Source organism: Streptomyces sp. NEAU-174 (assembly GCF_052665095.1).
The window spans coordinates 90,901-116,532 of record NZ_JBQTCE010000015.1 but is presented as its reverse complement, the minus strand read 5'-3'; the positions used below and the strand labels follow the sequence as shown (position 1 = coordinate 116,532).

At 73.4% G+C, this 25,632-nt stretch carries 19 protein-coding genes; 9 read left to right on the top strand and 10 right to left on the bottom strand.

The window, feature by feature from the left end:
• Positions 1–63 precede the first annotated feature (63 nt).
• Positions 64–1,749, bottom strand: coding sequence for a PucR family transcriptional regulator (locus tag ACT2CW_RS36235; protein ID WP_445519611.1), 1,686 nt, complete (start codon positions 1,747–1,749; stop codon positions 64–66).
• Positions 1,750–1,951: 202 nt separating this feature from the next.
• Here ACT2CW_RS36235 and ACT2CW_RS36230 point away from each other — a divergent pair, with 202 nt between their 5' ends.
• The 3 genes from ACT2CW_RS36230 (at position 1,952) to ACT2CW_RS36220 (ending at position 6,425) form a co-directional block, all read left to right on the top strand.
• The gene (locus tag ACT2CW_RS36230; protein WP_445519610.1) at positions 1,952–3,211 is read left to right on the top strand and encodes an aspartate aminotransferase family protein; all 1,260 of its coding nucleotides are present in this window, start codon (positions 1,952–1,954) and stop codon (positions 3,209–3,211) included.
• An 88-nt stretch (positions 3,212–3,299) separates the two neighbouring features.
• Complete coding sequence (locus tag ACT2CW_RS36225) at positions 3,300–4,772, top strand: NAD-dependent succinate-semialdehyde dehydrogenase (protein ID WP_445519609.1); 1,473 nt, start codon at positions 3,300–3,302, stop codon at positions 4,770–4,772.
• Between the two features lie 165 nt (positions 4,773–4,937).
• Positions 4,938–6,425, top strand: coding sequence for a CAP domain-containing protein (locus ACT2CW_RS36220; RefSeq protein ID WP_445519608.1), 1,488 nt, complete (start codon positions 4,938–4,940; stop codon positions 6,423–6,425).
• A 35-nt stretch (positions 6,426–6,460) separates the two neighbouring features.
• On the opposite strand, the gene ACT2CW_RS36215 is transcribed toward ACT2CW_RS36220, so the two are convergent.
• A complete protein-coding gene (locus ACT2CW_RS36215) occupies positions 6,461–7,186 on the bottom strand; it encodes a peptidoglycan-binding domain-containing protein (protein ID WP_445519607.1) in 726 nt (241 codons plus the stop codon).
• Between the two features lie 182 nt (positions 7,187–7,368).
• Here ACT2CW_RS36215 and ACT2CW_RS36210 point away from each other — a divergent pair, with 182 nt between their 5' ends.
• On the top strand, positions 7,369–8,622 hold the full coding sequence (locus ACT2CW_RS36210) for an FAD-dependent oxidoreductase (RefSeq protein ID WP_445519606.1): 1,254 nt from the start codon (positions 7,369–7,371) through the stop codon (positions 8,620–8,622).
• A gap of 59 nt (positions 8,623–8,681) precedes the next feature.
• Here ACT2CW_RS36210 and ACT2CW_RS36205 read toward each other — a convergent pair whose 3' ends face one another.
• Positions 8,682–10,202 carry an amino acid permease gene (locus ACT2CW_RS36205; protein ID WP_164426701.1) on the bottom strand — a complete coding sequence of 507 codons (1,521 nt, stop codon included), beginning with the start codon at positions 10,200–10,202 and terminating at the stop codon, positions 8,682–8,684.
• A 59-nt stretch (positions 10,203–10,261) separates the two neighbouring features.
• Entirely contained in the window at positions 10,262–11,269 is a 1,008-nt protein-coding gene (locus tag ACT2CW_RS36200; protein WP_445519605.1) for a hypothetical protein, read from the bottom strand.
• Between the two features lie 206 nt (positions 11,270–11,475).
• Between ACT2CW_RS36200 and ACT2CW_RS36195 the strand changes: the two genes are divergently transcribed.
• From ACT2CW_RS36195 to ACT2CW_RS36185, 3 genes are all read left to right on the top strand, one after another.
• Positions 11,476–12,972: an FGGY family carbohydrate kinase gene (locus tag ACT2CW_RS36195; RefSeq protein WP_445519604.1), complete on the top strand. Its 1,497-nt coding sequence runs from the start codon at positions 11,476–11,478 to the stop codon at positions 12,970–12,972.
• 64 nt (positions 12,973–13,036) lie between these two features.
• Entirely contained in the window at positions 13,037–14,464 is a 1,428-nt protein-coding gene (locus tag ACT2CW_RS36190) for an NAD(P)/FAD-dependent oxidoreductase (RefSeq protein WP_445519603.1), read from the top strand.
• The gene (locus ACT2CW_RS36185; RefSeq protein ID WP_445519602.1) at positions 14,461–15,714 is read left to right on the top strand and encodes an NAD(P)/FAD-dependent oxidoreductase; all 1,254 of its coding nucleotides are present in this window, start codon (positions 14,461–14,463) and stop codon (positions 15,712–15,714) included. Before ACT2CW_RS36190 ends, ACT2CW_RS36185 begins: the two co-directional genes overlap by 4 nt.
• A gap of 69 nt (positions 15,715–15,783) precedes the next feature.
• Here the strand turns inward: ACT2CW_RS36185 and ACT2CW_RS36180 are convergent, their stop codons facing one another.
• Positions 15,784–16,173, bottom strand: a complete 390-nt coding sequence (locus ACT2CW_RS36180) for an RNA-binding S4 domain-containing protein (protein WP_414084530.1) — start codon at positions 16,171–16,173, stop codon at positions 15,784–15,786.
• Positions 16,174–16,203: 30 nt separating this feature from the next.
• Here ACT2CW_RS36180 and lpdA point away from each other — a divergent pair, with 30 nt between their 5' ends.
• Together lpdA and ACT2CW_RS36170 are read left to right on the top strand one after the other, a co-directional pair.
• Positions 16,204–17,604 (top strand): dihydrolipoyl dehydrogenase, encoded by a 1,401-nt coding sequence (lpdA, locus tag ACT2CW_RS36175; protein ID WP_445519601.1) that lies wholly within the window; start codon positions 16,204–16,206, stop codon positions 17,602–17,604.
• Positions 17,605–17,677: 73 nt separating this feature from the next.
• Positions 17,678–20,329, top strand: a complete 2,652-nt coding sequence (locus ACT2CW_RS36170) for a SpoIIE family protein phosphatase (RefSeq protein WP_445519696.1) — start codon at positions 17,678–17,680, stop codon at positions 20,327–20,329.
• A gap of 8 nt (positions 20,330–20,337) precedes the next feature.
• Here ACT2CW_RS36170 and ACT2CW_RS36165 read toward each other — a convergent pair whose 3' ends face one another.
• From ACT2CW_RS36165 to ACT2CW_RS36145, 5 genes are all read right to left on the bottom strand, one after another.
• Positions 20,338–21,336 carry an MBL fold metallo-hydrolase gene (locus ACT2CW_RS36165; RefSeq protein ID WP_445519600.1) on the bottom strand — a complete coding sequence of 333 codons (999 nt, stop codon included), beginning with the start codon at positions 21,334–21,336 and terminating at the stop codon, positions 20,338–20,340.
• Between the two features lie 95 nt (positions 21,337–21,431).
• On the bottom strand, positions 21,432–22,934 hold the full coding sequence (locus ACT2CW_RS36160) for a glutamate synthase subunit beta (RefSeq protein ID WP_445519599.1): 1,503 nt from the start codon (positions 22,932–22,934) through the stop codon (positions 21,432–21,434).
• A 38-nt stretch (positions 22,935–22,972) separates the two neighbouring features.
• Positions 22,973–24,031 (bottom strand): NAD(P)H-dependent flavin oxidoreductase, encoded by a 1,059-nt coding sequence (locus ACT2CW_RS36155; protein ID WP_445519598.1) that lies wholly within the window; start codon positions 24,029–24,031, stop codon positions 22,973–22,975.
• A complete protein-coding gene (locus ACT2CW_RS36150) occupies positions 24,031–24,786 on the bottom strand; it encodes a CoA-transferase subunit beta (RefSeq protein WP_432047341.1) in 756 nt (251 codons plus the stop codon). The genes ACT2CW_RS36155 and ACT2CW_RS36150 overlap by 1 nt, the downstream gene beginning before the upstream one ends.
• Complete coding sequence (locus tag ACT2CW_RS36145) at positions 24,783–25,631, bottom strand: CoA transferase subunit A (RefSeq protein WP_445519695.1); 849 nt, start codon at positions 25,629–25,631, stop codon at positions 24,783–24,785. The genes ACT2CW_RS36150 and ACT2CW_RS36145 overlap by 4 nt, the downstream gene beginning before the upstream one ends.
• Position 25,632 lies beyond the last annotated feature (1 nt).

The following is a 25,632-nucleotide window of genomic DNA, read 5'->3' as shown; positions in this document are numbered from 1 at the left end:
GGAAAAAAAAGAAGAAAGGAAGAGAAAGGAGGAGATAGGGAAGGTCATGAACACGTCGCCGTCTCAGGACGGGGCCGGGCCCCGGGACAGCCGCAGCAGACGGAAGGCGGTGAGCGCCACATGGAGCTGGGTGCGCTGCTCACCCGACTCCAGATCGCAGCCCAGCACCCGCTCCACCGAGTGCAGCCGCTGGTAGAACGCCTGCCGGGACAGATTCGCGCGCTTGGCGGCCACCGTCTTGTTGCCCGCCGCGTCCAGGAAGGTGTGCAGCACCGGCAGCAGATCGGTGCCATGCCGCTCGTCGTAGTCCACCAGCCGTCCCAACTGCCGCTCCACGAACTCCTGGAGCCGCACATCGCCGCGCAGCGCGTACAGCAACTGCCGCAGCCCGATGTCGGACAGCTCGTGGAACGCCTTGTCCGGCGTCCCCGGAACGGCGGCGTCCGCGACGCGTGCCGCCTGCTGGAACGACCGGGCGGTCTGCGACAGGTCCGACACCTCGGAGCCGACGCTGATCACGGCGTCCGGCCGGGACTCCCGCACCGACCGGCTCAGCCGCTCCACCAGCGGCCGCCACGGCGTGGCGGCGGGCAGGGCCAGCAGCACCCCTATGTGGTCACCGGGCACCGCGCCGACCAGTACGGCGGCCCCGGCCGCCCCCAGCTCGTCCGTCAGCCGGTCCTCCAGCTCGGTCGTCTCCCCGGCGCCGGGGCCGGGGCTGACCAGCACCACCAACAGCCGACGGCCCGCGACCGGCACGCCCAGCGCCTCGGCCCTGGCCCGGGCCTCGCCCTTGGACCGGCAGCGCTGCTCCACCAGATCCAGCAGCAGCGTGCGCTGGGCCCGCCGCTCCCAGCGGGTGTGATGGGTGAGCCGGGCGATGGTCAGGGCCGTGGCGGTGCGCTCCAGGACCATCGCGTCCTCGGGGCCGACCGCCGGGTCCCGGGCCCCGTCCGGGAGCATCAGCAGCCGCCCCCATCGCTCGCCCCGGTACTCCACCGCGGTCACCAGCCAGTCCTCCGGGCCGCTCAGCCCGGTCCGGTCGGGCGAGGGCGTGGCGCGCGAGCGCCGCTCCCAGCCGGTCAGCGCCCCCTCCACCCCGCGCCCCGGCGACCCGCAGATGACGGCCTGGTGCACCAGGTTCTCCAGCACCACGGGGTGCCCGCTCATCTCGGCCGCCATGTCCACCACCTCCTCGGGCCCGGCGCCCCGCAGGGTCAGCGCGGTGAAGGTGTCATGGACGTCCTGGGCCCGGCGCAGGCTCTCCACCTGGCTGCCGACGATCAGGGAGTGGAGCACCTGGGTGACCTCCACGAAGTTCACCGTCCGGGAGAGCAGGACGAGCGGGAAGTCCCGCGCCAGACAGGCCCGTACCAGCTCCGAGGGCGGCCGGTGGTAGCGCCGCACCAGCTCGATGACCAGCCCGGCGGCGCCGACGTCCGCGAGCTCGTCGACGTACCGGCGGACCAGCGCCGGGTCCTCGGGCAGCGGCATCCCGGTGGTCAGCACCAGCTCCCCGCCCTTGAGGAAGGACGCCGGGTCGAGCAGCTCGGTGATGTGGACCCAGCGGACCGGCCGGGCCAGCTGCCCGTGGCCGGAGACCACCTCCGGCGCCCCGGCGGCCAGCACCGGAAGCCGCAGCACCTCGGCGAGGCTGAGCGGCGGACGCCCCGGGATCCGCGGGGGCTCCGCGGGGCGGGGCGGCGGCCGTCCGGCAGCGTCGTACGTGGTGCCGCCGAAGCCGTTCATGCCGCTCACTCTGGCAAGCCCGCACGCCGGGCGCAACCACGATCCCGGTCGGTCTCTTGACAGGACCCGTCCTCGAGGTCGTTGACAGATCGTCCATAGGGATCACCACCCCGCGACACAGTGATCATTGTCCTGACCGGGTCCGCCCCCTCACCCTCGAAGTGTCCGAGCGCATCGCCGACCCGTGGGTGTGGGAGAGAACATGACCAATCTGTCGCCGCAGCTCCGCCAAGCCACTCCGGTGGTCGCCGTCCGCGGAGAGGGCGCCTACATCGACGGCGAGGACGGGCGGCGATACCTCGACTTCACCGCGGGCATCGGCGTCACCAGCACCGGGCACTGCCATCCGCGGGTCGTCGCGGCCGCCCAGGAGCAGGTGGGCACCCTCATCCACGGCCAGTACACGACCGTGATGCACCCGCCGCTGCGGCGGCTGGTCGAGAAGCTGGGCGAGGTGCTCCCCACCGGCCTCGACAGTCTGTTCTTCAGCAACTCCGGCAGCGAGGCCGTGGAGTCGGCCCTGCGCCTGGCCCGCCAGGCCACCGGCCGGCCCAACGTCCTGGTCTGCCACGGCGGATTCCACGGCCGTACCGTGGCCGCCGCCTCCATGACCACCTCCGGCACCCGCTTCCGGTCCGGCTTCTCGCCCCTGATGAGCGGTGTCGTGGTGACCCCGTTCCCCACGGCCTACCGGTACGGCTGGGACGAGGAGACCGCGACCCGGTTCGCCCTGCGGGAGCTGGACTACGTCCTCCAGACCATCTCCCCGCCCGACGACACCGCCGCGATCATCGTCGAACCGGTGCTCGGCGAGGGCGGCTATGTGCCCGCCACCGAGGGCTTCCTCCAGGGCCTGCGGGAGCGGGCCGACCGCCATGGCTTCCTGCTGATCCTGGACGAGGTGCAGACCGGGGTGGGCCGCACCGGACGGTTCTGGGGCCATGACCACTTCGGCATCCGCCCCGACATCCTGGTCACCGCCAAGGGGCTGGCCAGCGGCTTCCCGCTGTCCGGCATCGCCGCCTCCGAGGAGCTGATGAGCAAGGCATGGCCCGGCTCGCAGGGCGGCACCTACGGCGCCAACGCCGTGGCCTGCGCCGCGGCCGCCGCCACCCTCGACGTGGTCCGCGAGGAGAACCTCGTGGCCAACGCCGAGGCCATGGGGGCACGGCTGCGCAGCGGTCTGGAGGACGTGGCCGCCAAGACCTCCGCCATCGGCGATGTGCGCGGCCTCGGCCTCATGCTGGCCAGCGAGTTCGTCACCGCCGACGGCGAGCCGGACCCGGCGACCGCGGCCCGGGTGCAGCGCGCCGCCGTGGACGAAGGGCTGTTGCTGCTCCTGTGCGGCGCCTGGAACCATGTGGTCCGGATGATCCCCGCCCTCGTCGTCGACGAAGCGGCGATCGACGAGGGTCTGCGCGCCTGGTCCGCCGCGGTCAGCGCCGGAACAGCGGACTCCTGACGCGCACCGCACATCACCCACGGGAGCCCGATCCGACCGCCGGTCCGAACCCCTCGGACCGGCGGCGGTCCGATAGGAGATTGCCCCTATGTCCACCCCCTCGTACCCCTCGGCCGCCGAGGTCCTCGCCGCGGTGCCCAAGCAGCTCTACATCGCCGGGTCGTGGTCCGACGCGGCGGGCGGTCAGACCATGCCGGTCGACGACCCGGCCACCGGTGAGGTGCTGTGCGACGTCGCCGACGCCTCCCCCGCCGACGGGCAGCGCGCCCTGGCCGCGGCCGCGGAGGCCCAGGAGAAGTGGGCGGCCACCGCGCCCCGCGCGCGCAGCGAGATCCTGCGCCGCGCCTATGAGCTGATCATGGAGCGGGCCGACGCGCTCGCCGCGCTGATGACGGCCGAGATGGGCAAGCCGCTGGCCGAGGCGCGCGGAGAGGCGGCCTACGCCGCGGAGTTCTTCCGCTGGTTCTCCGAGGAGGCCGTGCGCATCGAGGGCGGGTTCTCCACCCTGCCGGACGGCAAGAACCGGATGCTGCTGATGCGCCGCCCGGTCGGCCCGTGTCTGCTCATCACGCCGTGGAACTTCCCGCTGGCCATGGGCACCCGCAAGATCGGCCCGGCGATCGCCGCGGGCTGCACCATGGTGCTCAAGCCCGCCCCGCAGACCCCGCTGTCCAGCCTGGCGCTCGCCGGGATCCTGGCGGAGGCGGGGCTTCCGGCCGGGGTGCTCAACGTGGTCACCACCTCCCGCGCCGGAGAGGTCGTGGAGCCGCTGCTGACCGGCGGACACATCCGCAAGCTCTCCTTCACCGGCTCCACCCAGGTCGGCCGCACCCTGCTCGCCCAGAGCGCGCCCGCGGTGGTCCGCACCTCCATGGAACTCGGCGGCAACGCCCCCTTCATCGTCTTCGAGGACGCGGACCTCGACGTCGCGGTCGAAGGCGCCATGACGGCCAAGATGCGCAACATGGGCGAGGCGTGCACGGCGGCCAACCGGTTCTTCGTCCACTCCTCCGTGGCGGCCGAGTTCGCCGACCGGCTGGCCCGCCGCATGGGCGCGCTGGAGGTCGGCCCCGGCAGCCGCCCCGGGGTCCAGGTCGGGCCGCTCATCGACCGGGCGGGCCGTACCAAGGTCGAGGAACTGGTCGCGGACGCCGTGGCACGCGGCGCCGAGGTCCTGGTCGGCGGCAGCACCCCCGAGGGCCCCGGCTGTTTCTACCCGCCCACCGTGCTCACCGGCGTCTCCCCGGCCAGCCGGCTGATGGAGACCGAGATCTTCGGACCGGTCGCGGCCGTGCTCACCTTCGACGACGAGGACGAGGCCCTCGCCATCGCCAACGACACCGAATGGGGCCTGGTGGGCTATGTGTTCACCCAGGACCTGGGCCGCTCGCTGCGGGTGAGCGAGCGGCTCGAGGTCGGCATGGTCGGCCTCAACACCGGACTGGTCTCCAACCCCGCGGCCCCCTTCGGCGGCGTCAAACAGTCCGGGCTCGGACGCGAGGGCGGCCGCGTCGGCATCGACGAGTTCCTGGAGTACAAGTACGTCGCGGTGCCGGTCTGACGGCTGACGGCTGTCACACCGCTGGGCCCTGTCCCGCGAGGATTCGCCGGACAGGGCCCGGGGCCGCCGGACAGGGCCCGGGGCGCCCGCCGGAACCGCCGGGGGCGCCCGGGCGTTGCCCTCATTGACGCGTTGCCTCCGGATACGCGGCGATGAGGAGCGGACATGGGCGAGTTGGTGCCCGGCGGGAACCAGGCGCTGCCCGACGGCGCGCTGACCATCCGGGTGCCGGGTCCGTTCGACCTGTCCGCGCTGATCACCGGCGAGGACGGAAAGGTCGCGGGCGACGGCGACTTCGTCTTCTTCAACCAGCCCACCGCGCCCGGCGCCCGGCTGGACGGCGACACCGTCACCCTGCGGCCGCGGGCGCTGCGGCCCGGCGCCGCCCGGGTCACCCTCGTCATCAGCCCGGCCGACCCGGGCACCCCGCTCGGGCGGCTCCCGGCGCCCGTGCTGAGCGTCCTGGACGAGCGCGGATCGCCGCTGGCCCGGTTCACCCCGCCGCGCCCCTCGCAGGAGACGGTGCTGCTGCTCGCCGAGATCTACCGCCGCGGCGGCGGCTGGAAGGTGCGGGCGCTCGGCCAGGGGTACGCCGACGGACTGGCCGGTGTGGCCCGGGACTTCGGGGTCGACGTAGCCGACGACGGAGCCGCCGCACCCGCGTCCCCCGCGCCCGCGTCCCCCGCGTCTGCGCGTCCCGCGTCCGGCGCGCCCGTGCCGCCCGCGTCTGCGCGTCCCGCGTCCGTGCCTCCTGTGCCCGCGCCCCCCACACCCGTGCCTCCCATGCCTCGCGTGCCCCCAACGCTCGTTGCTCCCGCCTCGGCGTCCGCCGCCCCCGCGCCCGCCGGTGGGACCTCGCCGCCCGCCGGCGGGGCCTCGTGGCAGGCCCTCGACGTGGTGAACGCGGCGCGGGCCCGGGCCGGGGCCGCGGCCGTGGCCCTCGACGGACGGCTGACCGCGGCCGCCGAGGCGCACGCCCGGGCCATGGCCGCCCACGGCGCGCTGGCGCTGGAGAGCCCGGACGGGACCTCGCTCTTCCACCGGATCGCCGCGCACGGATACCGTCCGCTGACCATCGCCGAGCACATCGTCTCCGGGCCGCGCACCCCACGCGAGTTCGTGGACTACTGCCTCGAAGGCGCCGAGCGCAGGGGCCCGTTCCACGACCCGGCCGTCGTCCACCTCGGGATCGGCCGCGCCGACGGCCCCACCACCGGAGACGTCTACTGGACGGCGGTATGGGCCCAGCCGTTCACCCCGGACGGGCTGCTGCGGCTGGCCTCCGAGGTCATCGCCCTCACCAACGCGGAGCGCGCCGCCGCCCGGCTCGCGCCCCTCGCCCCGGACCCGCGGCTGACGGCGGCCGCGCAGGCGCACAGCGACGACATGGTGGCCCGCGACTTCTACTCCCACACCGACCCCGAAGGGCATCAGCCCTGGGACCGGGCCCGGGCCGCCGGGGCCGCCCACCGCGGCATCGGCGAGAACATCGCATGCGGCCAGCGCTCCCCGGAGGAGGTGGTGCGCGGCTGGATGAACAGCCCGGGCCACCGCGCCAACATCCTGAAGCCCGACTTCACCCACATAGGCGTCGGCCATGCCACCGGCAGCCGCGCGGGCACGTACTGGACCCAGGTCTTCGGCGCCGTCTGAGGGCACCCCGCCTCCGTCCGCCTCCGGTCGTGGCGTCAGGTGCGCGACTCCAGACCGCGCCGGGTGGCGGTCCCGTACACCCCGTTCGCGTCGCCCCGGATCCCGTACCACACCTGGAACCGGGAGACGGCCTCCGCCAGCGTCTGGTCGTACTGCCCGTTGACCTGCCCGTCCTGATACACGTTCGGGATCCGCAGCAGCCGCTTCTGGAGCTCGGTGACCTCCGGGCCGGTGCTTCCGAGGGTCAGCACATCGCCCGGGTCGCCCGGCGGCGGCAGCTGGTCGTCGGGGGCCTGCGACGCGGGGGCGCCCGGCGTCTGCGGCGCGCCGGAGGTCGCGGGCGCGGTCGGCGTGGCCGATGCGCCGCCCCCGGCCGCGCCGGACGCCGAGTCCCGGTCCACCATCACCACCAGCGAGAGGGCGACCCCCGCACCGAGCCCGGCCAGCACCAGCAGTGCGGCGCTGGGACGGCGCCGCCCGGCCGGTGCGGCCGGTTGCTCAGGCGCGGGTGGTGCCTCCTGCGGGGTCCAGGCGTCGGCGGCGGACGGGCCGCCCGTCATCTCCTGGGTGTCGTCATCCGCCATGGGCGGCGCCTCGGGCGGGAGTTCGGTGCCCGGCGGCCGGAAGAGGTCGAGCTCCTCCATCCACCCCTCGACCGGCCCCTCCGAGGCATCGTCGTGCTCCGGCGTCGCGGGGAAGATGGCGGTCGGCTCGATCACCTGACGCCCGGCTGGTCGGTCCGGATCGGGTTCGGCTGCCATACAGACCTCCTTATACGCCCCACACCATCACGCGGGGATACGGACGCGGGCGCGGGAAGATTCAAGCCGATCGTGAACCGGAGGCCCCGGAGCCCCCGCGGCGCCGGTGTGGCGCGGCGCCGCGGGGTAACCCGTCCTGAGAGGGTGCCCATGGCCTCGGGGACGTCGAAGGGAGCCAGGAGATGGAGCGGACCACATGCTGTGTGGTGGGCGGCGGGCCGGCCGGGATGGTCCTCGGCCTGCTGCTTGCCCGGGCCGGGGTGGAGGTCACCGTCCTGGAGAAACACGGGGACTTCCTGCGCGACTTCCGCGGCGACACGGTGCACCCCAGTACGCTGCGGCTCCTGGACGACCTGGGCCTCGCCGACCGGTTCGCGGCCCTGCCGCAGCGGCATGTGCACTCCATCCAGCTGCCCATAGGGCGGGGCGGCGAACTGTTCACGGTCGGCGAGATCGGCGCACTGCCGGGGAAGTACAACTACGTGGCGATGGTGCCGCAGTGGGACCTGCTCGATCTGCTGGCGGACGAGGCCAACCGGGAACCCACCTTCCAGCTGCGGACGAACACCGAGGTGACCTCCTTCCTCATGGAGCGCGGCCGGGTCACCGGAGTGCGCTACCGCGACCGTACGAGCGGTTCCACCGGCGAGCTGCGCGCCACCCTCACCGTGGCCTGTGACGGCCGGGGATCGCTCGCCCGTAACCTGCCGGAGCTCGGACTCCGGGAGTTCGCCTGCCCGATGGACGTCTGGTGGTTCCGGCTGCCGCGCGAGGAGAGCGACCCCCAGGGTCTGGTGGCCAATGTCGGCGAGCGCTTCCTCAGCGCGATGATCGACCGTGGTGACTACTGGCAGTGCGCGGTCCTGATCCCCAAGGGTGCCGACGCCAAGTGCCGCGCCGAAGGTCTCGACCGGTTCCTCGCCGCGTTCACCGAGGCCACCCCGTGGATGCGGCGGGGGCCGGCCGACCGTGGCCCGGGCCCGCGGTCCTGGGACGAGGTGAAGCTGCTGGACGTACGGATGGACCGGCTCCGCCGCTGGCACCGCCCCGGACTGCTGTGCGTCGGGGACGCGGCCCACGCGATGTCACCCGTGTTCGGGATCGGCATCAACCTCGCCGTCGAGGACGCGGTCGCCGCCGCCCGCCATCTGGCCGGACCGCTGCGCGAGGGCACCGTGGGCCTCGCCGACGTGCGCGCCGTCCAGCGCCGCCGGTGGCCGACCACCGTGGCGACGCAGGGGTTGCAGCGGATCGCCCACGCCCGGGTGATCGGGCCGCTGCTGCAAGGGCGTTCACCGGCCGCCGGAGGGGAGCCGCTGCGGCTGGCCGAGGTGCTCACCAAGGCGCCCTGGCTGAAGCGGGCCCCCGCGTACTTCCTCGCCTACGGCGCGGGCCGCGAGCGGCCCCCGGCCGAGTCGCTGCGCCGTTCCGGATGAACCGCCGAAGCCGGGTGCGGTAAGCCCTCCGCACCCGGCTTCACTCATCCGGAGTGCCTTCAGACGATGCCTTCGGCGATCTCCGCCTGCTCACGCGCCGTGCCGTACGCGGACGGCGTGTTGTACGAGCGACGGGCCACGAACCACCAGATCGTGGCCAGCAGTAGCACCACGGCCAGCGCGATCGAGGCGTAGTTCATCGAGTCCGCCGTCACCGGACTGGACTGCGGCAGACAGAACAGCACCGTCACCACCGCCACCCACACCACCGCGATCCAGCCCACCGGCTTGCTCCAGCGGCCCAGGCTCCACGGGCCCGGCTGGAACCGGTCCCCGGCGCGCAGCCGCAGGAAGATCGGGATGGCGTAGGCGGGGGTGATCCCGATGACGTTGATGGCGGTCACCGCGCCGTAGGCGGTTTCGGAGTACAGGGACGGCAGGGCCAGCACACACGCCACCGTCACCGACAGCCAGACCGCGAGCACCGGGGTCTGGGTACGGGAGCTGACCCGCTGCCACAGCCGTGAGCCCGGCAGCGCGCCGTCCCGGCTGAACGCGAACACCATCCGGCTGGCCGCCGCCACCTCGGCGTTCCCGCAGAACAGCTGCGCCACGATGACGATGAGCAGCATCGCGGTGGCACCGCCCGTGCCCAGGGCGTCGAGCAGGATCTGCGCCGGCGGCACCCCGGTGGCGCTTCCCTGCGTACCGGCGTAGTCCTGGATGGCGAAGGTGAGCCCGGCCAGCAGCACGAACCCGGCCACCCAGGACACCCAGATGGCGCGGACGATCCCCCGGGCGGCGTAGACGGAGGCGTTGGAGGTCTCCTCGGACAGATGCGCGGAGGCGTCGTAGCCGGAGAAGGTGTACTGGGCGAGCAGCAGTCCGATCGCGGTCACATACAGCGGATTCGACCAGCCGGTGTTGTTCACGAATTCGGTGAAGACGAATTCGGGCGACTGGTGGTGGGAGGGCACGATCGCCAGCGCGCCGACGATGATGGCGACGCCCGCCAGATGCCACCACACACTGACCGAGTTGAGCACGCTGACCAGGTGCACCCCGAACAGATTCAGCGCCGCGTGCAGCAGCAGAATGCAGACGAAGATGAGCATGGTCGATTCCGGTGTGGGATCGAATCCCCACTGGAGGTTGAAGAGCGCGCCGGTGAACAGGGCGGCGCCGTAGTCGATTCCGGCGATGGCCCCGAGCAGCCCCAGCAGATTGAGCCAGCCGGTGTACCAGCCCCAGGTCCGTCCGCCCAGTCGGTCGGCCATGTAGTACAGCGCTCCCGAGGTGGGGTACGCGCTGGTCACCTCGGCCAGGGCGAGCCCGACGCACAGGACGAAGAGCCCCACTCCGGCCCAGCCCCACATCATCACCGCGGGGCCGCCGGTGTCCAGCCCGAAGCCGTAGAGCGTCATGCATCCGGAGAGAATGGAGATGACCGAGAAACTGATGGCGAAATTGCCGAAGCCGCCCATGCGGCGGGCCAGGACGGGTTGATAGCCGAGCTCACGCAGCCGCTGTTCATCGTCCCGGTGGGGGGCGGGACTCGAACTCGACCATGCGGTGGACATGAATGTACCTCCGGAATGCTGGGGCGGGCGAGGGGTGGTACAGGTGGGGGGAAGTCGGCTCAGCCGCCGGCCCCGGGTCTTGGCCCGCGGGCGCCGGCCAGCGAGCGGACCCGGGCGCGAAGAAACATTTCTTCAGCCAGGGCGCGGTCGGCGGCGTCGCGGGTGCGGTAGGCCCAGGGGAGCGGGGTGAAGTACGGCCCCAGCGTCTCGAAGACGCGGGCCGCGTCGGGGAACAGCAGCGCGCCCCACAGGGCGTGTGCCAGATGGTTGAGATCGAGCAGGGAACTCGTGGTGACATCGGCGTGGTCGAACCAGCCGTTCAGCGCGTTCTTCGCGTCCCGGGTGGCGTCCTCGGTGGCCCAGTGGAGGTCGAGGGCCTTCTCGTAGCCCCGTTCCTCGCGGTACCGCTCGACATGCACGTACAGCGGCAGCACCTGGAGCGCGGAGCCCTCGGGTGCGCCCGAGACCACCCACTGCACGAAGTTGACCGCCTCGGCCAGCGAACCCCCGGCCCGCCGGGCGTACACGAACTGGAGCATCCGGTGGTACGCCTCGCGGTTGTACGGATCGCGCCGGTCGGCCTCCGCCAGCAGTCCCCAGGGCCCGGGGAACAGCAGCGGACCCGGCGGGGCCACCCGGTGTTCCTCCTGCCGCTGCTCCCTGTCCAGCTGGGCCAGGGCCAGCAGACACACCCAGGGCACCGGATCCGCCGGGGAGTGATGCGCGGCCAGCTGGCAGGCCTGCCATGCCTCCCGCCACAGCTCCCGGGTGCGGGGATGCCCCTCGCGGTGTGCGCGCACCGCGCGCTCCACCCCGACCCGGGTGTGCATCACCAGCGCCGCCACGCTCCGCGGCTCCTCGGTCCGCCACGCGTCCACCACATTGGATCCGGCGGCGGCCGTGGCCAGCACCTGGGTGCGCTGGGTCCACAGCGACCAGGTGGGGGTCTCCGCGAGCAGATTGCGCATCGATATCCAGCGTCCGGTGCGCAGATCCTGCAACGCGATGCGCAGCCCGTCGTCATAGCCCGCAGGGTGGTACACGGGGCGGAACTCTTCCTCGGGCATCGGATGACTTTCGTACGGAGCTGACGTACCGGACGCGGGGAAACGAGGGGCCTGGGGGATGGTTTCAGGGATCTTATAGTCCCGGTGCAACGATTCGGGAACGGGGGACTCCGGCCAGTGCCCGAACGGGCCGTCTTGACGCCCGCCCCGCGCCTGCACCAGGCTTTCCGGCAAGATCCGCGCCCGTCCCGAGCGAAGAACCGGACATGCTGCCTCCAGAGCGTCGCCACCGCCCCCCGGCCGACCCCGCGACCGGCCCGGTCCTCGCCATCGACCAAGGCACTTCGGGCACCAAGGCGCTGGTGCTCTGCCCCGAGCGCGGGGTGATCGGCTCCGCAGAGGTGCCCGTACGGCCCCGCTATCTGCCCGGCGGACTGGTCGAGGTCGAGCCGGCCGCGCTGCTCACCTCGGTCATCGAGGCAGGGCGCCAGGCTCTCGCGGCCGCGGGGGAGCCGGTCGTGGCGGTGGGTCTGGCCAACCAGGGCGAGACCGTGCTGGCCTGGGACCCCGTCACGGGAGAGCCGCTGACGGACGCGCTGGTCTGGCAGGACCGACGGGCCCACACGGTGTGCGAGCGGCTCGCGCCGCACGCCGAGACGCTGCGCGAACTCACCGGGCTGCCCCTCGATCCCTACTTCGCGGCGCCCAAGATGGCGTGGATCCGGCGTCATCTCACCGGCGAGGGCGTGGTCACCACCAGCGACGTCTGGCTGGTTCACCGGCTCACCGGCGCGTTCGTCACCGACGCCGCCACCGCCGGGCGCACCGGACTGCTCGACCTCGACCGCGTCGCCTGGTCCCCGAAGGCCCTGGAGCTCTACGGGCTGACCGCCGAACGGCTGCCGCGCGTCGTCGACGCCGCCGGGCCGGTCGGCACCACCACGGCCTTCGGCGGCGAGGTCCCGCTCACCGGACTCCTCGTCGACCAGCAGGCCGCCCTGCTGGCGCAGCGGGTGACCGAGTTGGGCACCGCCAAGTGCACCTACGGCACCGGTGCCTTCCTCCTCGCCCAGACCGGCGACCAGCCCCGGCGCGGCCCCCATGGCCTGGTCTCCTGTGTGGCCTGGCGGTTCGCCGGGCGCACCAGCTACTGCCTGGACGGGCAGGTGTACACCGCCGCCTCCGCGGTGCGCTGGCTCGGCGACCTGGGGGTGATCCAAGGGCCCCAGGACCTCGACCCGGTCGGGGGGACCGTGCCCGACACCGGGGGCGTCACCTTCGTACCGGCGCTCGCCGGACTCGCCGCGCCGTGGTGGCGCGGCGACCTCAAGGGCTCGCTGACCGGGCTCGGTCTCGACACCACCGCCGGACATCTGGTGCGTGCCCTGTGCGAGGGCATCGCCGCGCAGGTCGTGGAGATCGCCGACGCGGCCGCCTCCGACCTGGGCGCGCCGCTGACCGTCCTGCGCGTCGACGGGGGACTGACCCGCTCCGCGCTGCTGATGCAGACCCAGGCCGATCTGCTCCAGCGGCCGGTGGAGGTGTCGGCGCTGCCGGACGCCACGGCGCTGGGCGTGGGCGCCGCCGCGCGGATGGGGCTCGACCCGGGCCTGACGGTGGAGGAGGCGGTCCCCGCCTGGGAGCCCGCCGCCGTCTACGAACCGCGGATCACCGCGGAGCGGGCCGCCGAGCGGCTGGCCGCCTTCCGCTCGGCCGTGGCCGCGCTGCTGGACCAGGCGCCGACGGCCGCCGCCCACGACTGACCCGGGCACCAGGAGCCGTGTCCACCACCCAGCAGCCGTGTCCACCACCGAGCGAGGGACCAGCATGACCGTTACGACCACGGGTGACCTCCCCGACGAGGTCTACGACGTGGCCATCATCGGCGCCGGGGTGGTCGGCGCCGCCATCGCCCGCGAACTGGCCCGGTACCGCTTGCGGATCGCCCTCGTCGAGGCGTCGAACGACGTCGGCAACGGCACGTCGAAGGCCAACACCGCGATCCTGCACACCGGCTTCGACGCCACCCCGGGCACCCTGGAGGCCCGCCTGGTGCGCGAGGGCTACCACCGGCTGACCGCCTACGCCGCCGAGACCGGCATCCCGCTCGAACCGCTCGGCGCGCTCCTCGTCGCCTGGGACGCGGAGCAGCTCGCCGCGCTGCCGTCACTCGCCGAGAAGGCCGCCCGCAACGGCTACGACGAGACGGTCATCCTCGACGCGGACGCCGTCCACGCCCGCGAACCTCACCTCGGACCGGGCGCCCTCGGCGCGCTCGAGGTCCCCGGCGAGAGCATCATCTGCCCCTGGACGACGACCCTCGCCTACGCCACCCAGGCGGTCCGCGCGGGCGTCGACCTGCATCTGAACTGCCCGGCGGGGGCCATCACCACCGGCGCCGACCACCACGGGATCGCCACCCCGCGCGGGGTGCTGCGCACCCGTCAGCTGGTCAACGCCGCGGGGCTGTACTCGGACGAGATCAACCGGCGGCTCGGCCACGAGGAGTTCACCGTGACCCCGCGCCGTGGCCAGCTCATCGTCTTCGACAAGTTCGCCCGCGGCCTGGTCGACCACATCCTGCTGCCGGTGCCCACGGCGCTCGGCAAGGGGGTGCTGGTGTCGCCGACCGTGTACGGCAATGTGATGCTCGGCCCCACCGCCGAGGACCTCGACGACAAGACGGCCACCGGATCGTCGGCCGACGGACTGGCCGTGCTCCGCGAGAAGGGCGCGCGGATCCTGCCGGAGCTGCTGGAGGAAGAGGTCACCGCCGTCTACGCCGGACTGCGCGCCGCCACCGAGCACGGCGACTACCAGATCCACACCGACCCCGGGCGGCGGTATGTCGCCGTGGGCGGCATCCGCTCCACCGGGCTCACCGCCTCCATGGCGATCGCCGCCCATGTGGCGGAACTCCTCGTCGACTGCGGTCTGGACCCCGGGCCCGAGCGGGAGATCGAGCCCGTTCGGATGCCCACCATCGGCGAGGCGTTCCCGCGCCCCTACCAGCGCGCCGACCTCATCGCCGCCGACCCCGCGTACGGCACCGTGGTCTGCCACTGCGAACGCGTCACCCGGGGCGAGATCCGCGACGCGCTGACCGCCACCGTGCCACCGGGCTCGCTGGACGGGATCCGGCGCCGCACCCGGGCCCTGGCCGGGCGCTGCCAGGGATTCTTCTGCGGCGCCGCGGTGCGCGCCCAGTTCGAGGCGGCCACCGCGGCCCAGGACCGGACGGAGGCCAGGCGATGACCCCCACCGACCGTACCCACCGCACCGTCGACGTCCTGGTCATCGGGGCCGGACCGGCCGGACTCGCGGTGGCCGCGCGGCTGGCCGCCGCCGGGGTGGACCGGGTCGAGGTCCTCGACCGCGAACAGCGCGCGGGCGGCATCCCACGCCACTGCGACCACACCGGATTCGGACTGCGCGATCTGCGCCGGGTGATGACCGGACCGGACTACGCCCGCCACCACATCGCTGCCGCCATCCGCGCCGGAGCCGTGCTGCGCACGGGTGTCACGGCCACCGGCTGGGCGGCACCGCGGACCGTGGACATCACCGGACCGACCGGTCTGGAGCGGATCACCGCCACGGCCGTCGTCCTGGCCACCGGCGCCCGGGAACGCCCGCGCAGCGCCCGGCTGGTGCCCGGCACCCGGCCGGCGGGTGTCCTCACCACCGGGCAGTTGCAGCAGGCCGTCCATGTGCACCACCAGAGCGTCGGCCACCGCGCCGTCATCGTCGGCGCGGAACGGGTCAGCTACTCCGCGGTGGCCACTCTGCGCGGGGCTGGGGCCGAGGTCGCCGCCATGGTCACCGACCAGCCCCGCCATCAGACCCACCCGGCGCGCCACCTCGGCACCCGGCTGCGCCACGGCGTGGTCCTGATCACCGACGCCACCGTGGCCGAACTGACCGGCCGGGAGCGGCTGGAGAGCGTACGGCTGCGGCACCGGGACGGCAGGACCGCGGCCATCGGCTGCGACACCGTGGTGTTCACCGGCGACTGGATCCCCGACCACGAACTGGCCAGAAGCGCCGGGATCGCCCTCGACCCCGGCACCCGGGGCCCGGCCACCGACGCCGAGTTCCGCACCGGGGAACCCGGGGTCTTCGCCGTGGGCAATCTGCTGCACCCGGTCGAGACCGCCGATATCGCCGCCCTCGACGGCCGGTTCGCCGCCGCGCCCGTACTGCGCCATCTCGCGGGTGTGCCATGGACCCCGGGACCGCTGCCGGTGCGGGTCGAGGCGCCGCTGCTGTGGATCTCACCCAACCGGCTCACCCCGGACGGGCCCCGTCCGCCGCGCGGCCGGTTCACCCTGCGCACCACGCGGTTCCTGACCCGGCCGGTGCTCACCGTCAGCCAGGACGGCCGGACGCTGCACCGCGGGCGCCTTGCCTCTACGGCGGCGCCCAACCGGCCGTTCCACCTACCCGCCGACTGGATCGCCGGGGCCGACGCACACGGCGGCCCCGTGCGTATCACCGCGGACTGACCGGGCCTTACGAGGTGTCCGGCGGTACGCGTACGCCTGCGCCGGGCTGGAAAGATGCGCCGGACACCCCTAGCCGAGGCCCCCGGGCATACCGCGCAGCCGCTCCATATCGCGCCGGTCGCGCTTGGTGGGGCGGCCCGTCCCGCGGTCGCGCAGCCCGATCGGCACGGTGTGCTCGCGCGGGGGCGGAGGCGGGCTGTTGTCGATGTAGCACTCCACCGCCACCGGCGCCCCGACCCGCTTGCGCACGATGCGCGAGACGACCACGACCCGGTCGCGCCCCGCATGGCGCAGCCGCACCTCGTCCCCGGTCCGCACCGTGTGCGCGGGCTTGACGCGCTCGCCGTTGACCCGGACGTGCCCCGCGCGGCAGGCCGAGGACGCCATGGAGCGCGTCTTCGTCAGCCGCACGGACCAGATCCAGCTGTCCACCCGTACGGACCCCTCGTCTGAAGCCATACCCCGACTCTAATGTCTAAGGTGCGACGCATGAGCGCACATTTCGACGTGGTGGTCCTGGGAGCCGGTCCTGGCGGCTATGTCGCCGCGATCCGCGCCGCCCAGCTGGGCCTGACCACGGCCGTGGTCGAGGAACGCTACTGGGGCGGTGTCTGCCTGAATGTGGGCTGCATCCCGTCCAAGGCCCTGCTGCGCAACGCCGAGCTGGCCCATCTGTTCATCCACGAGGCCAAGGACTTCGGCATCCGGGTGAACGGCGATGTCACCGTGGACTACCGCGACGCGTTCGAGCGCAGCCGCAAGGTGGCCGACGGACGGGTCAAGGGCGTCCACTATCTGATGAAGAAGAACAAGATCACCCAGTTCGAGGGGCGGGGCAGCTTCACCGGACCGCACGAACTGCTGGTCACCCGCTCCGGCGGCGGCACGGAGACGCTCACCTTCGACCACTGCGTCATCGCCGCGGGCTCGATCACCAATCTGCTGCCCGGCACCTCCCTCAGCGAGCGGGTGGTGACCTACGAGGAGCAGATCCTCTCGCCCACCCTGCCCGGCAGCGTCCTGATCGCGGGCGCGGGAGCCATCGGCGTGGAGTTCGCGTACATCATGCACAGCTACGGGGTGCAGGTGACGCTGGTGGAGTTCATGGACCGGATCGTGCCCCTGGAGGACGAGGAGGTCTCCGCCGAGCTCACCCGGCGCTTCCGCAGGCTCGGCATGAACATCCTGACCTCCACCCGGGTGGAGGCGATCAACGACGCGGGCCCCGCGGTCAAGGTCATGGTCACCACGGGCGGCCAGCGGCAGACTCTCCAGGCCGCCCGGGTGCTCCAGGCCATCGGGTTCCGGCCGCGGGTGGACGGCTACGGGCTGGAGCACACCGGCGTCCGGCTGACCGAGCGGGGCGCCATCGACATCGACGGCCGGTGCCGCACCAATGTGCCGCACATCTTCGCCATCGGCGACGTCACCGCCAAGCTGATGCTGGCGCACGCCGCCGAGGCCATGGGCATCGTCGCGGCGGAGACCATTGCCGGGGCGGAGTCCATGGAGCTGGACTATGTGATGATCCCGCGCGCCACCTTCTGCCAGCCGCAGATCGCCAGCTTCGGCTGGACCGAGGCCCAGGCGCGCGAGCGCGGCTTCGACGTCCGGGTGGCGAAGTTCCCGTTCACCGCCAACGGGAAAGCCCAGGGGCTCGGCGACCCCGTCGGCTTCGTGAAGCTCATCGGCGACGGCCGCCACGGCGAGCTGCTGGGCGGCCATCTCATCGGCCCCGAGGTCACCGAGCTGCTGCCCGAGCTCACCCTCGCCCAGCAGTGGGACCTCACCGTGCACGAGGTGGCCCGCAATGTCCACGCCCATCCGACCCTCAGCGAGGCGGTGAAGGAGGCCGTCCACGGGCTCGCCGGACACATGATCAATTTCTGACCGCGGACGGCTCCCACCGCGGCCGCCACCAGGTGTGCGACCCGCGGATGTGCGTTAGACAGAGCATGTGAAAGTGCGCTCGGCGCTGGGCTCGCGCAGTGTCGGCGGGCAGGTGTTCGCCCTGATGCTGATCATCGTGACGCTCCTGGTGCTCGCCGCGGGGGCCACGCTGTCCCTCCAGGCGCGCGGCAGCCGGGACAGCCAGGCCCGGGGCCGTGCGCTGACCGTCGCACGGACCGTCGCCCTCGCCCCCGGCGTCCAGCGGGCGCTGGAGTCCCGCGACCCCGCCAGGACCCTCCAGCCCTACGCCGAGAAGATCCGGCGGCGGACCGGTGTCGACTACATCGTGGTGACTTCCCCCGATGGCATCCGCTGGGCCCATCCCGATCCGAAACTGCTCGGCAAGCACATCGGCCGCAGCCTCTATCCGGCCACGGCGGGACGGCCCTTCACCGACAGGCTCCCGGGCATCACCCACTCGGCCCCCTCGATCCGTGCCGCCGTGCCGGTCACCGACGCCCGGGGCCGGGTGATCGGCATCGTCAACGCCGGGGTCTCCATCCCCTCCGTGGCCCGGTCGGTCGGCCGTCAACTGCCGATGATCTACGGCTCCACGGCCTTCGCCCTCCTCCTGGGCGGGGGCGGCGCGGCGCTCGTGGCCCGGCGGCTGCGGCGGCAGACCCACCGGCTCGGCCCCGCCGAGATCACCAGGATGTACGAACACCACGACGCCGTGCTGCGCTCGGTCCGGGAGGGGGTGCTGATCCTCGACGACGAGGTACGGCTGCTGCTCGCCAACGACGAGGCGCTGCTCCTGCTGGGCCTCGCACCCGACGCGCGCGGACGGCGGATCACCGACGTCGGCCTGCCCCCGGAGATCGCCGGGCTGCTCGCCTCCGGCCGCGAGGCCACCGACGAGGTGTACGAGGTCGGCAACCGGCTGCTGGCGGTCAACCAGCGCCCGGCGTTGCGCGGCGGACAGCCTTGGGGGAGCGTCGCCACCCTGCGGGACACCACCGAGCTGCGCGCCCTGACGGACAAGGCCGACCGGGCCTACGCACGTCTCCAGCTGCTGTACGAGGCCGGTGTCCGCGTGGGCAGCAGCCTCGACATGGAAGGCACCGCCCAGGAACTGACCCGGGTCGCCGTGCCGCGCTTCGCCGACTACGCCACCGTCGATCTGCACGAGGCCGTGCTGGGCGGCGAGGAGCCGGGCGACCGGGACTCACCGCTGCGCCGGGCCGCCTTCAGCGGCGTCCGGCAGGACCCTCCGCTGCGCCGGGTCGGCGAGCGGGTCTCGGCCTTCCCCGTCACCCAGCGGGCCGGGGGCACCGGGCAGGCGCGGGTGTTCGCCGTCGGCGATCTGCCGGCCCACCCCGACTGGACGCCCCAGGACCCGGAGCGGCTGGGCTGGGTGAGGGAGTACGGCATCCACTCGCTGCTGACCGTGCCGCTCAGCGGGCGCGGCGTCCGGCTGGGCCAGGCGGCGTTCTGGCGCTCGGGCGACACCCCGCCGTTCGACGAGGAGGACCGCACCTTCGCCGAGGAGCTGGCCGGTCAGGCGGCCGTCGCCATCGACAACGCCCGCCGCTACGCGCGCGAGCACGCCACCACCCTGGCCCTCCAGGAGAGCCTGCTGCCGCGCGGCCGCCCCGAGCAGCAGGCCGTCGTCGCCGCCCAGCGCTATCTGCCCGCCCCCGGCGGGGTGCGGGGCGACTGGTTCGACGTCATCCCGCTGTCCGGGGCCCGGGTCGCCCTCGTCGTCGGCGATGTCGTCGGCCACGGGCTGCACGCCGCCGCGACCATGGGCCGGCTGCGCACCGCCGTGCGCAACTTCTCCGTCGTGGACCTTCCCCCCGATGAGCTGCTCGCCCGGCTCGACGACGTGGTCGACCAGCTCGACCGGGAGGAGACCGACACGGGCGGCAGCTCCGGGGCCGCCGGGGCCACCTGTCTGTACGCGGTCTACGACCCGGTCTCCCGGCACTGCACCCTGGCGCGGGCCGGCCATCCGCCCCCGGCCCTGGTCCATCCCGACGGCTCGGCGACCTTCCTCGACCTGCCCGCGGGCCCGCCACTGGGGCTCGCCGGCCGGCTCTACGAGGCGGCCGAGACGGAGCTGCCAGAGGGCAGCCGCCTCGTCCTCTACACCGACGGCCTGGTCCAGGACCGCGAGCGCGACATCGAGATCGGGCTCGACCGGCTGCGGGACGCCCTCACCGATGCCGACCCCGACCCGGAGCGGGCCTGCGACACCGTGATGGCCGCCCTGCTCTCGCCGCGCCGCACCGATGACGTGTGCCTGCTCATCGCCCGTACCACCGCGCTGGACCCGAGCCGGGTGGCCTCGTGGGACCTCCCGGCGGACCCCGAGGTGGTGGCCCGGATGCGGGCGGCCGTCGCCCGCACCCTGGCCGAGTGGAACCTGGAGGAGGCCGCCTTCACCACCGAGCTGGTGGTCAGCGAGCTGCTCGGCAACGCCATCCGGCACGCGGTGGGCCCCGTACGGCTGCGGCTGCTGCGCAACCGGGCGCTGATCTGCGAGGTCGCCGACGGCAGCACCACCGCGCCCCATCTGCGCCGGGCGGCCACCACCGACGAGGGGGGACGCGGGCTGTTCCTCGTCGCCCAGATGGTCCAGCGCTGGGGCACCCGCTACACCAGCCAGGGCAAGATCATCTGGACCGAGCAGGACCTCCCGGCCGCGGCGCGCGCCCCGCGGTGACCAGGTGGTCAGGTTGAGGCCGCCGGCGCGCCCTCGCGCCGCTCCCATGCCACCTGGGCCAGATCGGCCATGGTGGCCACGAGGTCCGCCGCCTCCTCCGTGCCGTTCAGATGCCGGTACTCCGAGCCCACCGTGATCACCAGGCGCTCGGGCAGGCCCAGCGACGGATAGGCGTTCTCGGCGATCAGGGTGCGCGCGGCCTCCAGGGCCGGCACCCCGGCCGTGTGCAGCTCCCGGGTGCGGTCCCGCAGATGCTCCAGATAGCCGATGTGGCCGCGCACCCCCTCCCGGTCCAGGACCGGGCCATGGCCGGGGACGATCACCTCGGCCCCGGTCCCGAGCACCCGCTCGCACGCGGAGATCACATTGTCCAGCGGGCCCGCCCAGTGCACCGCGTGGTCCCCGGGGTCCCGCGGACCGGAGGCGAAGATGACATCGCCGGTGAACGCCACCTTCTGCCGCGGCAGATACGCCACCAGATCGCCCGCGGTGTGCGCGGACTCCAGGCTGAACAGCTCCACCGGCACCTGGCCCACGCGCAGGTCGAGTTCGCCCACGAAGGTGAGCGTCGGCTCGACCACCTCGGTGGTGGACCAGTCGAACCGCCCGAAGTGCCGCTTGAGGTACCAGCCGAGCGGAGTGGCCGGATCGCTGCCGTGCACCAGGCCGTGCAGCTGCTGCGGCGAGGGCTCGTACTCGATGTGGCCGAGCGCCTCGCGGGTGGCGACGATCTCCGCGTCCGGTACGACCTCCGCGCCCCACAGATGGTCGCCGTTGGCATGGGTGACGATCACCCGCTCGATCCGGCCCCCGCCGGGCAGCAGGGCACGGCTGTGGTCCAGGAACTCACCGGCCATCCGGCGGTCGTAGGGGCTGTCGATCCAGGCGGCGTGGCCGTCGGGCGAGACGATCAGACCGCAGTTGGCCAGACCCCAGCCGGCGCTCGGGGTCGGGGACCAGATGTGCACACCGTCGGCCACGGTGAGGAGGGGGGTTTGCGAGATCATGGACGCACACTATGCCCGCGCCGGACGTCCGCGGCAGACAGCCCGCCCTCCGGGACAGCTGTCCGAAGCCGTATCGGCCACCGGACCCCGCCGCGTCACGCCGTCATCGGCAGATCGGTCGGCCCGACCGGCGCCGGGAGCGTCGTGGAGCCAGCGAGATAGCGGTCCACGGCGGCCGCGGCCGAGCGGCCCTCGGCGATCGCCCAGACGATCAGCGACTGGCCACGGCCCGCGTCACCCGCCACGAACACCCCGTCCGCGCCGGTGGCGAAGGACGCGTCGCGGGCGACCGTGCCGCGCTCGTCGAGCTCGAGACCGAGCTGGTCCAGCAGCCCGCCACCCCGCTCCGGGCCGCGGAAGCCGAGGGCCAGCAGCACCAGATCCGCCCGCAGCACCCGCTCCGTGCCCGGCCCGTGCTCTCCATCCGCACGGGCCCCGATCAGACGCAGCGCCCGGACGCCGCCGTGCGGCCGCTCCGCGTCCGGCGCGGTCCCCTCGAAGCGGACGGTGGTCGCGGAGAAGATCCGCGCGTCCACGTCCGCCTCCGGGGAGGCAGCCAGCTCCCGCGCCTCCTCATGGGCGGCGGACATCCGGTAGATCTTGGGGTAGGTGGGCCAGGGCTCGCCCTCGGTCCGCTCGTCGCCCGGCCGGGGGTGGATGTCCAGCTGGGTCACGGAGGCGGCGCCCTGCCGCAGCACCGTGCCCAGACAGTCCGCGCCGGTGTCCCCGCCGCCGACGATGACCACATGCTTGCCCTCGGCGGTGATCGGCGGCCGGGCGTAGTCGCCCGCCAGCACCCGGTTGGCCATCGGCAGATACTCCATCGCCTGATGGATCCCGGCCAACTCCCTTCCCGGAACCGGGAGTTCGCGCCAGGCGCGGGCGCCCACGGCTATCACGACCGCGTCGTAGCGCGCCCGGAGCTCGGCGGCGTCCATATCGGTGCCGACGTCCACGCCGGTACGGAACTTGGTGCCCTCCGCGCGCATCTGCTCCAGCCGCCGGTCCAGATGGCGCTTCTCCATCTTGAACTCGGGGATGCCGTAGCGGAGCAGGCCGCCCACCCGGTCGTCGCGCTCGTACACCGCCACGGTGTGCCCCGCGCGGGTGAGCTGCTGGGCCGCGGCCAGGCCCGCGGGGCCCGAGCCGATGACGGCGACCGTGCGGCCGCTCAGCCGCTCCGGTGGCCTGGGGGCCACATGGCCTCTCTCCCAGGCCCGGTCGGCGATGGCCACCTCGACGTTCTTGATGGTGACCGCCGGCTGGTTGATGGCCAGCACACAGGCGCTCTCGCAGGGGGCCGGGCAGAGCCGGCCGGTGAACTCGGGAAAGTTGTTGGTGGCGTGCAGCCGCTCGCTCGCGCGCAGCCAGTCGTCACGGGAGACCAGGTCGTTCCACTCCGGGATGAGGTTCCCCAGCGGGCAGCCCTCATGGCAGAACGGGATGCCGCAGTCCATGCAGCGGTCCGCCTGGGCGTTGATGATCGGCAGCAGTCCGCCGGGTGCGGGCACCTCGTCCCAGTCCTGCACCCGCTCGTCCACCGGACGCCGGGGCGGAAGACGACGGGGTGTGGTGAGGAAACCCTTGGGGTCGGCCATGACGACCTCCCATTACCCGTGTCATGGTCTGGCCGCTTTCACCCCACTGTACGACCGCCGGTCAGCCGGTCCAGGGTCGTCGCGGCCTCGGCCATGATCCGGTCCACCAGCTCCGCGCAGGACGGCAGATCCTCGATCACCCCGGCCACCTGACCGGAGGCCATCACCCCCGTGTCGGTGCGGCCGTCCACCATCGACGCCTTCAGCAGCATCGGGGTGGTGGCGGCCAGCAGCACCTGGCTCCAGGTGAGGTCCTTGCCGTGCCGCATGGCCAGCCCGTCGCGCACCATCCGCGGCCAGCTCAGCCCGGCCAGCCGCCGGAACGCGGCCGCGTGGCGGGCGGCGCGCAGGAGCGCGGCGGCGCGGCCGGAGCGCTCGAGGGAGTCGACCAGCTCGCTGCGGAGCATCCGGTGGGGGAGTCCGTCCACCGCCGTGGTGACGGTGACATCGGTGACCGCCGCCGCCAGATAGCGCGCCTTCACCGCGTCCGGGACCGTGCTGTCGGAGGTGAGCAGGAAGCGGGTGCCCATGGCGATCCCCGCCGCCCCGTAGGCGAGCGCGGCCGCCAGCCCCCGTCCGTCGTGGAAGCCGCCCGCGGCCACGACCGGGATGTCCACCGCGTCCACGACCTGGGGGAGCAGCACGGTGGTGGCCACCTGCCCGGTGTGACCACCGCCCTCGGCGCCCTGCACCACCACCGCGTCCGCGCCCCAGCCCGCCACCTTCTCCGCGTGGCGCCGGGCGCCCACGGACGGGATGACCACCACGCCCGCGTCCTTCAGCCGGCCGATCAGCTCACGCCTGGGGGCCAGCGCGAACGAGGCGACCCGTACCCCCTCCTCGACGATGATCCGCACCCGCTCCCCGGCGTCCCCGGCGTCGGCGCGCAGATTGACCCCGAAGGGGGCGTCGGTGCGGGCGGCGACCTCGCGCACGGCCGAGCGCAGCCGCTCGGGCGACATGGTCGCGGAGGCCAGGATGCCCAGCGCCCCGGCGTTCGCCACGGCGGACACCAGCCGGGGCCCGGCCACCCACCCCATGCCGGTCTGGACGAGCGGATGGCGCACCCCGACGAGCCGGGTCAGCGGGGTGTCCATCAGGACGGCACCTCCCGCTCGCGGGCGCCTTCCGGGTCGATGACCTCCCGGATCAGCCGCAGCTCGGCGGGGGTCGGCTCCCGGGTGGACGGGACGTCGTCGGCGATGTCGAGGGGGAAGCCGGTGGCCTCCCGCACCGCCTCGGCGGTCACCCCCGGATGCAGGGAGCGCACCCGCAGGGTGCGGTCGGGCGTGGCGAAGTCGAGGACCGCCAGATCGGTCACCACACACCGGAGGTCATGGAAGCGCGTGGCGGCCGGTCCCGCGGCCGCCGCCCGGTCGTGACCCACCCCGCACACCATGTCGACGCGTTCGACGAAGACCCGCCGCGAGTGCCGGGGGACCCAGTAACTCGTGGGGTTGTTCAGGGTGTTGACCGGTGCTCCCCGCACCCCCAGCAGCTGCCGTTTGGGCCGCTTCCAGTCGCCGACGCAGCTGATGTTCTGGTTGCCGTGGCGGTCGAGCTGGCTCGCGCCCATCATCACATGCCGCCGGCCGCCGGTGACCAGCGCCAGATGCGCCCGGTACGGCAGCCACCCCTCCACCACCTCCGGATCGCCCTCCTCCGGACCGCCGCCCACGATCATCGCCTCGCCGTCCGTCAGCATCAGCTCGGGCGCGAAGGTTCGCCTGGCCAGCCGGGCGCCGATCCTGGGCACCGCGCCCATCGGGGCGGCCAGGATCTCCCCGTCGCCCCGCCATGCCTCGGCACAGGCCACCACGCAGTACTCGGCCCGGGTCACCCCTCCGGTCATGCGCCCTCCCTCCCGAACGCCGCCACCGCGGCCCGGTACCGCTGCTCGTCCCCGGACAGAAACCGCCTTGTGAACTCCCGCCACGCCTCCGGGTCGGCGGCGGCCTTGGCGTACGCGCTCTGGAACGCCTCGTCCCGTCCGTAGTCGGGGACGCAGGAGGTGAAGTGCGCGCCGCCCGGGGTCTCGATCACACCGGTCACCGCATGCCGCTTGACCAGCAGCGTCTGCGGGCCACCTGCGTCCGCGAACTCGGCGGTGGCGACGACGCGTTCACAGCAGAGATACGCCTCGGCGGCCGCCTCGCAGAACAGGTCGTCGAAGTACGGATCGGGCCCGAGGTACTGCCCATTGCCCTGCGCGTCCGCCCGGTTGAGGTGCACCAGCGCCACGTCCAGCCGCAGCGCGGGCACCGCCACCAGCTCCTCACCGTCCTCGTACGGCGATGTCACCGTCCGCAGCGCGGGGTTGACCGTCATCACGTCCGAGCCGAGGCCCGCGCGGACGGGCAGGAACGGCAGCCGGTGCACGGCGGCGGTCAGCCCCCACATCATCATCGACTCGTCCAGCTCGGTCAGTTCGATGTCCCCCCGCTCGCGCGCCGCCCGGAAGTGCGGCTCCAGGGGGATCGAGTCGAGTGTCGCGAACGCCGTCACCAGCTTGCGGACCTTCCCGGCGGCGGTCAGCAGTCCGACGTCGGGGCCGCCGAAGGAGACCACGGTCAGATCGCCGACCTCCGACCGCAGCAGGGCACGGACCAGCGCCATGGGCTTGCGCCGCGACCCCCAGCCGCCGATGCCGACCGTCATACCGCTGCGGATCCGGCCGACGGCCTCCTCGGCCGTCATC

What these genes read in the sequence shown, in the direction of transcription:
- ACT2CW_RS36235 (WP_445519611.1), bottom strand. Translation starts at nt 1,749, where the DNA reads ATGAACGGCTTCGGCGGCACCACGTACGACGCTGCCGGACGGCCGCCG.
- ACT2CW_RS36230 (WP_445519610.1), top strand. Translation starts at nt 1,952, where the DNA reads ATGACCAATCTGTCGCCGCAGCTCCGCCAAGCCACTCCGGTGGTCGCC.
- ACT2CW_RS36225 (WP_445519609.1), top strand. Translation starts at nt 3,300, where the DNA reads ATGTCCACCCCCTCGTACCCCTCGGCCGCCGAGGTCCTCGCCGCGGTG.
- ACT2CW_RS36220 (WP_445519608.1), top strand. Translation starts at nt 4,938, where the DNA reads ATGGGCGAGTTGGTGCCCGGCGGGAACCAGGCGCTGCCCGACGGCGCG.
- ACT2CW_RS36215 (WP_445519607.1), bottom strand. Translation starts at nt 7,186, where the DNA reads ATGGCAGCCGAACCCGATCCGGACCGACCAGCCGGGCGTCAGGTGATC.
- ACT2CW_RS36210 (WP_445519606.1), top strand. Translation starts at nt 7,369, where the DNA reads ATGGAGCGGACCACATGCTGTGTGGTGGGCGGCGGGCCGGCCGGGATG.
- ACT2CW_RS36205 (WP_164426701.1), bottom strand. Translation starts at nt 10,202, where the DNA reads ATGTCCACCGCATGGTCGAGTTCGAGTCCCGCCCCCCACCGGGACGAT.
- ACT2CW_RS36200 (WP_445519605.1), bottom strand. Translation starts at nt 11,269, where the DNA reads ATGCCCGAGGAAGAGTTCCGCCCCGTGTACCACCCTGCGGGCTATGAC.
- ACT2CW_RS36195 (WP_445519604.1), top strand. Translation starts at nt 11,476, where the DNA reads ATGCTGCCTCCAGAGCGTCGCCACCGCCCCCCGGCCGACCCCGCGACC.
- ACT2CW_RS36190 (WP_445519603.1), top strand. Translation starts at nt 13,037, where the DNA reads ATGACCGTTACGACCACGGGTGACCTCCCCGACGAGGTCTACGACGTG.
- ACT2CW_RS36185 (WP_445519602.1), top strand. Translation starts at nt 14,461, where the DNA reads ATGACCCCCACCGACCGTACCCACCGCACCGTCGACGTCCTGGTCATC.
- ACT2CW_RS36180 (WP_414084530.1), bottom strand. Translation starts at nt 16,173, where the DNA reads ATGGCTTCAGACGAGGGGTCCGTACGGGTGGACAGCTGGATCTGGTCC.
- lpdA (WP_445519601.1), top strand. Translation starts at nt 16,204, where the DNA reads ATGAGCGCACATTTCGACGTGGTGGTCCTGGGAGCCGGTCCTGGCGGC.
- ACT2CW_RS36165 (WP_445519600.1), bottom strand. Translation starts at nt 21,336, where the DNA reads ATGATCTCGCAAACCCCCCTCCTCACCGTGGCCGACGGTGTGCACATC.
- ACT2CW_RS36160 (WP_445519599.1), bottom strand. Translation starts at nt 22,934, where the DNA reads ATGGCCGACCCCAAGGGTTTCCTCACCACACCCCGTCGTCTTCCGCCC.
- ACT2CW_RS36155 (WP_445519598.1), bottom strand. Translation starts at nt 24,031, where the DNA reads ATGGACACCCCGCTGACCCGGCTCGTCGGGGTGCGCCATCCGCTCGTC.
- ACT2CW_RS36150 (WP_432047341.1), bottom strand. Translation starts at nt 24,786, where the DNA reads ATGACCGGAGGGGTGACCCGGGCCGAGTACTGCGTGGTGGCCTGTGCC.
- ACT2CW_RS36145 (WP_445519695.1), bottom strand. Translation starts at nt 25,631, where the DNA reads ATGACGGCCGAGGAGGCCGTCGGCCGGATCCGCAGCGGTATGACGGTC.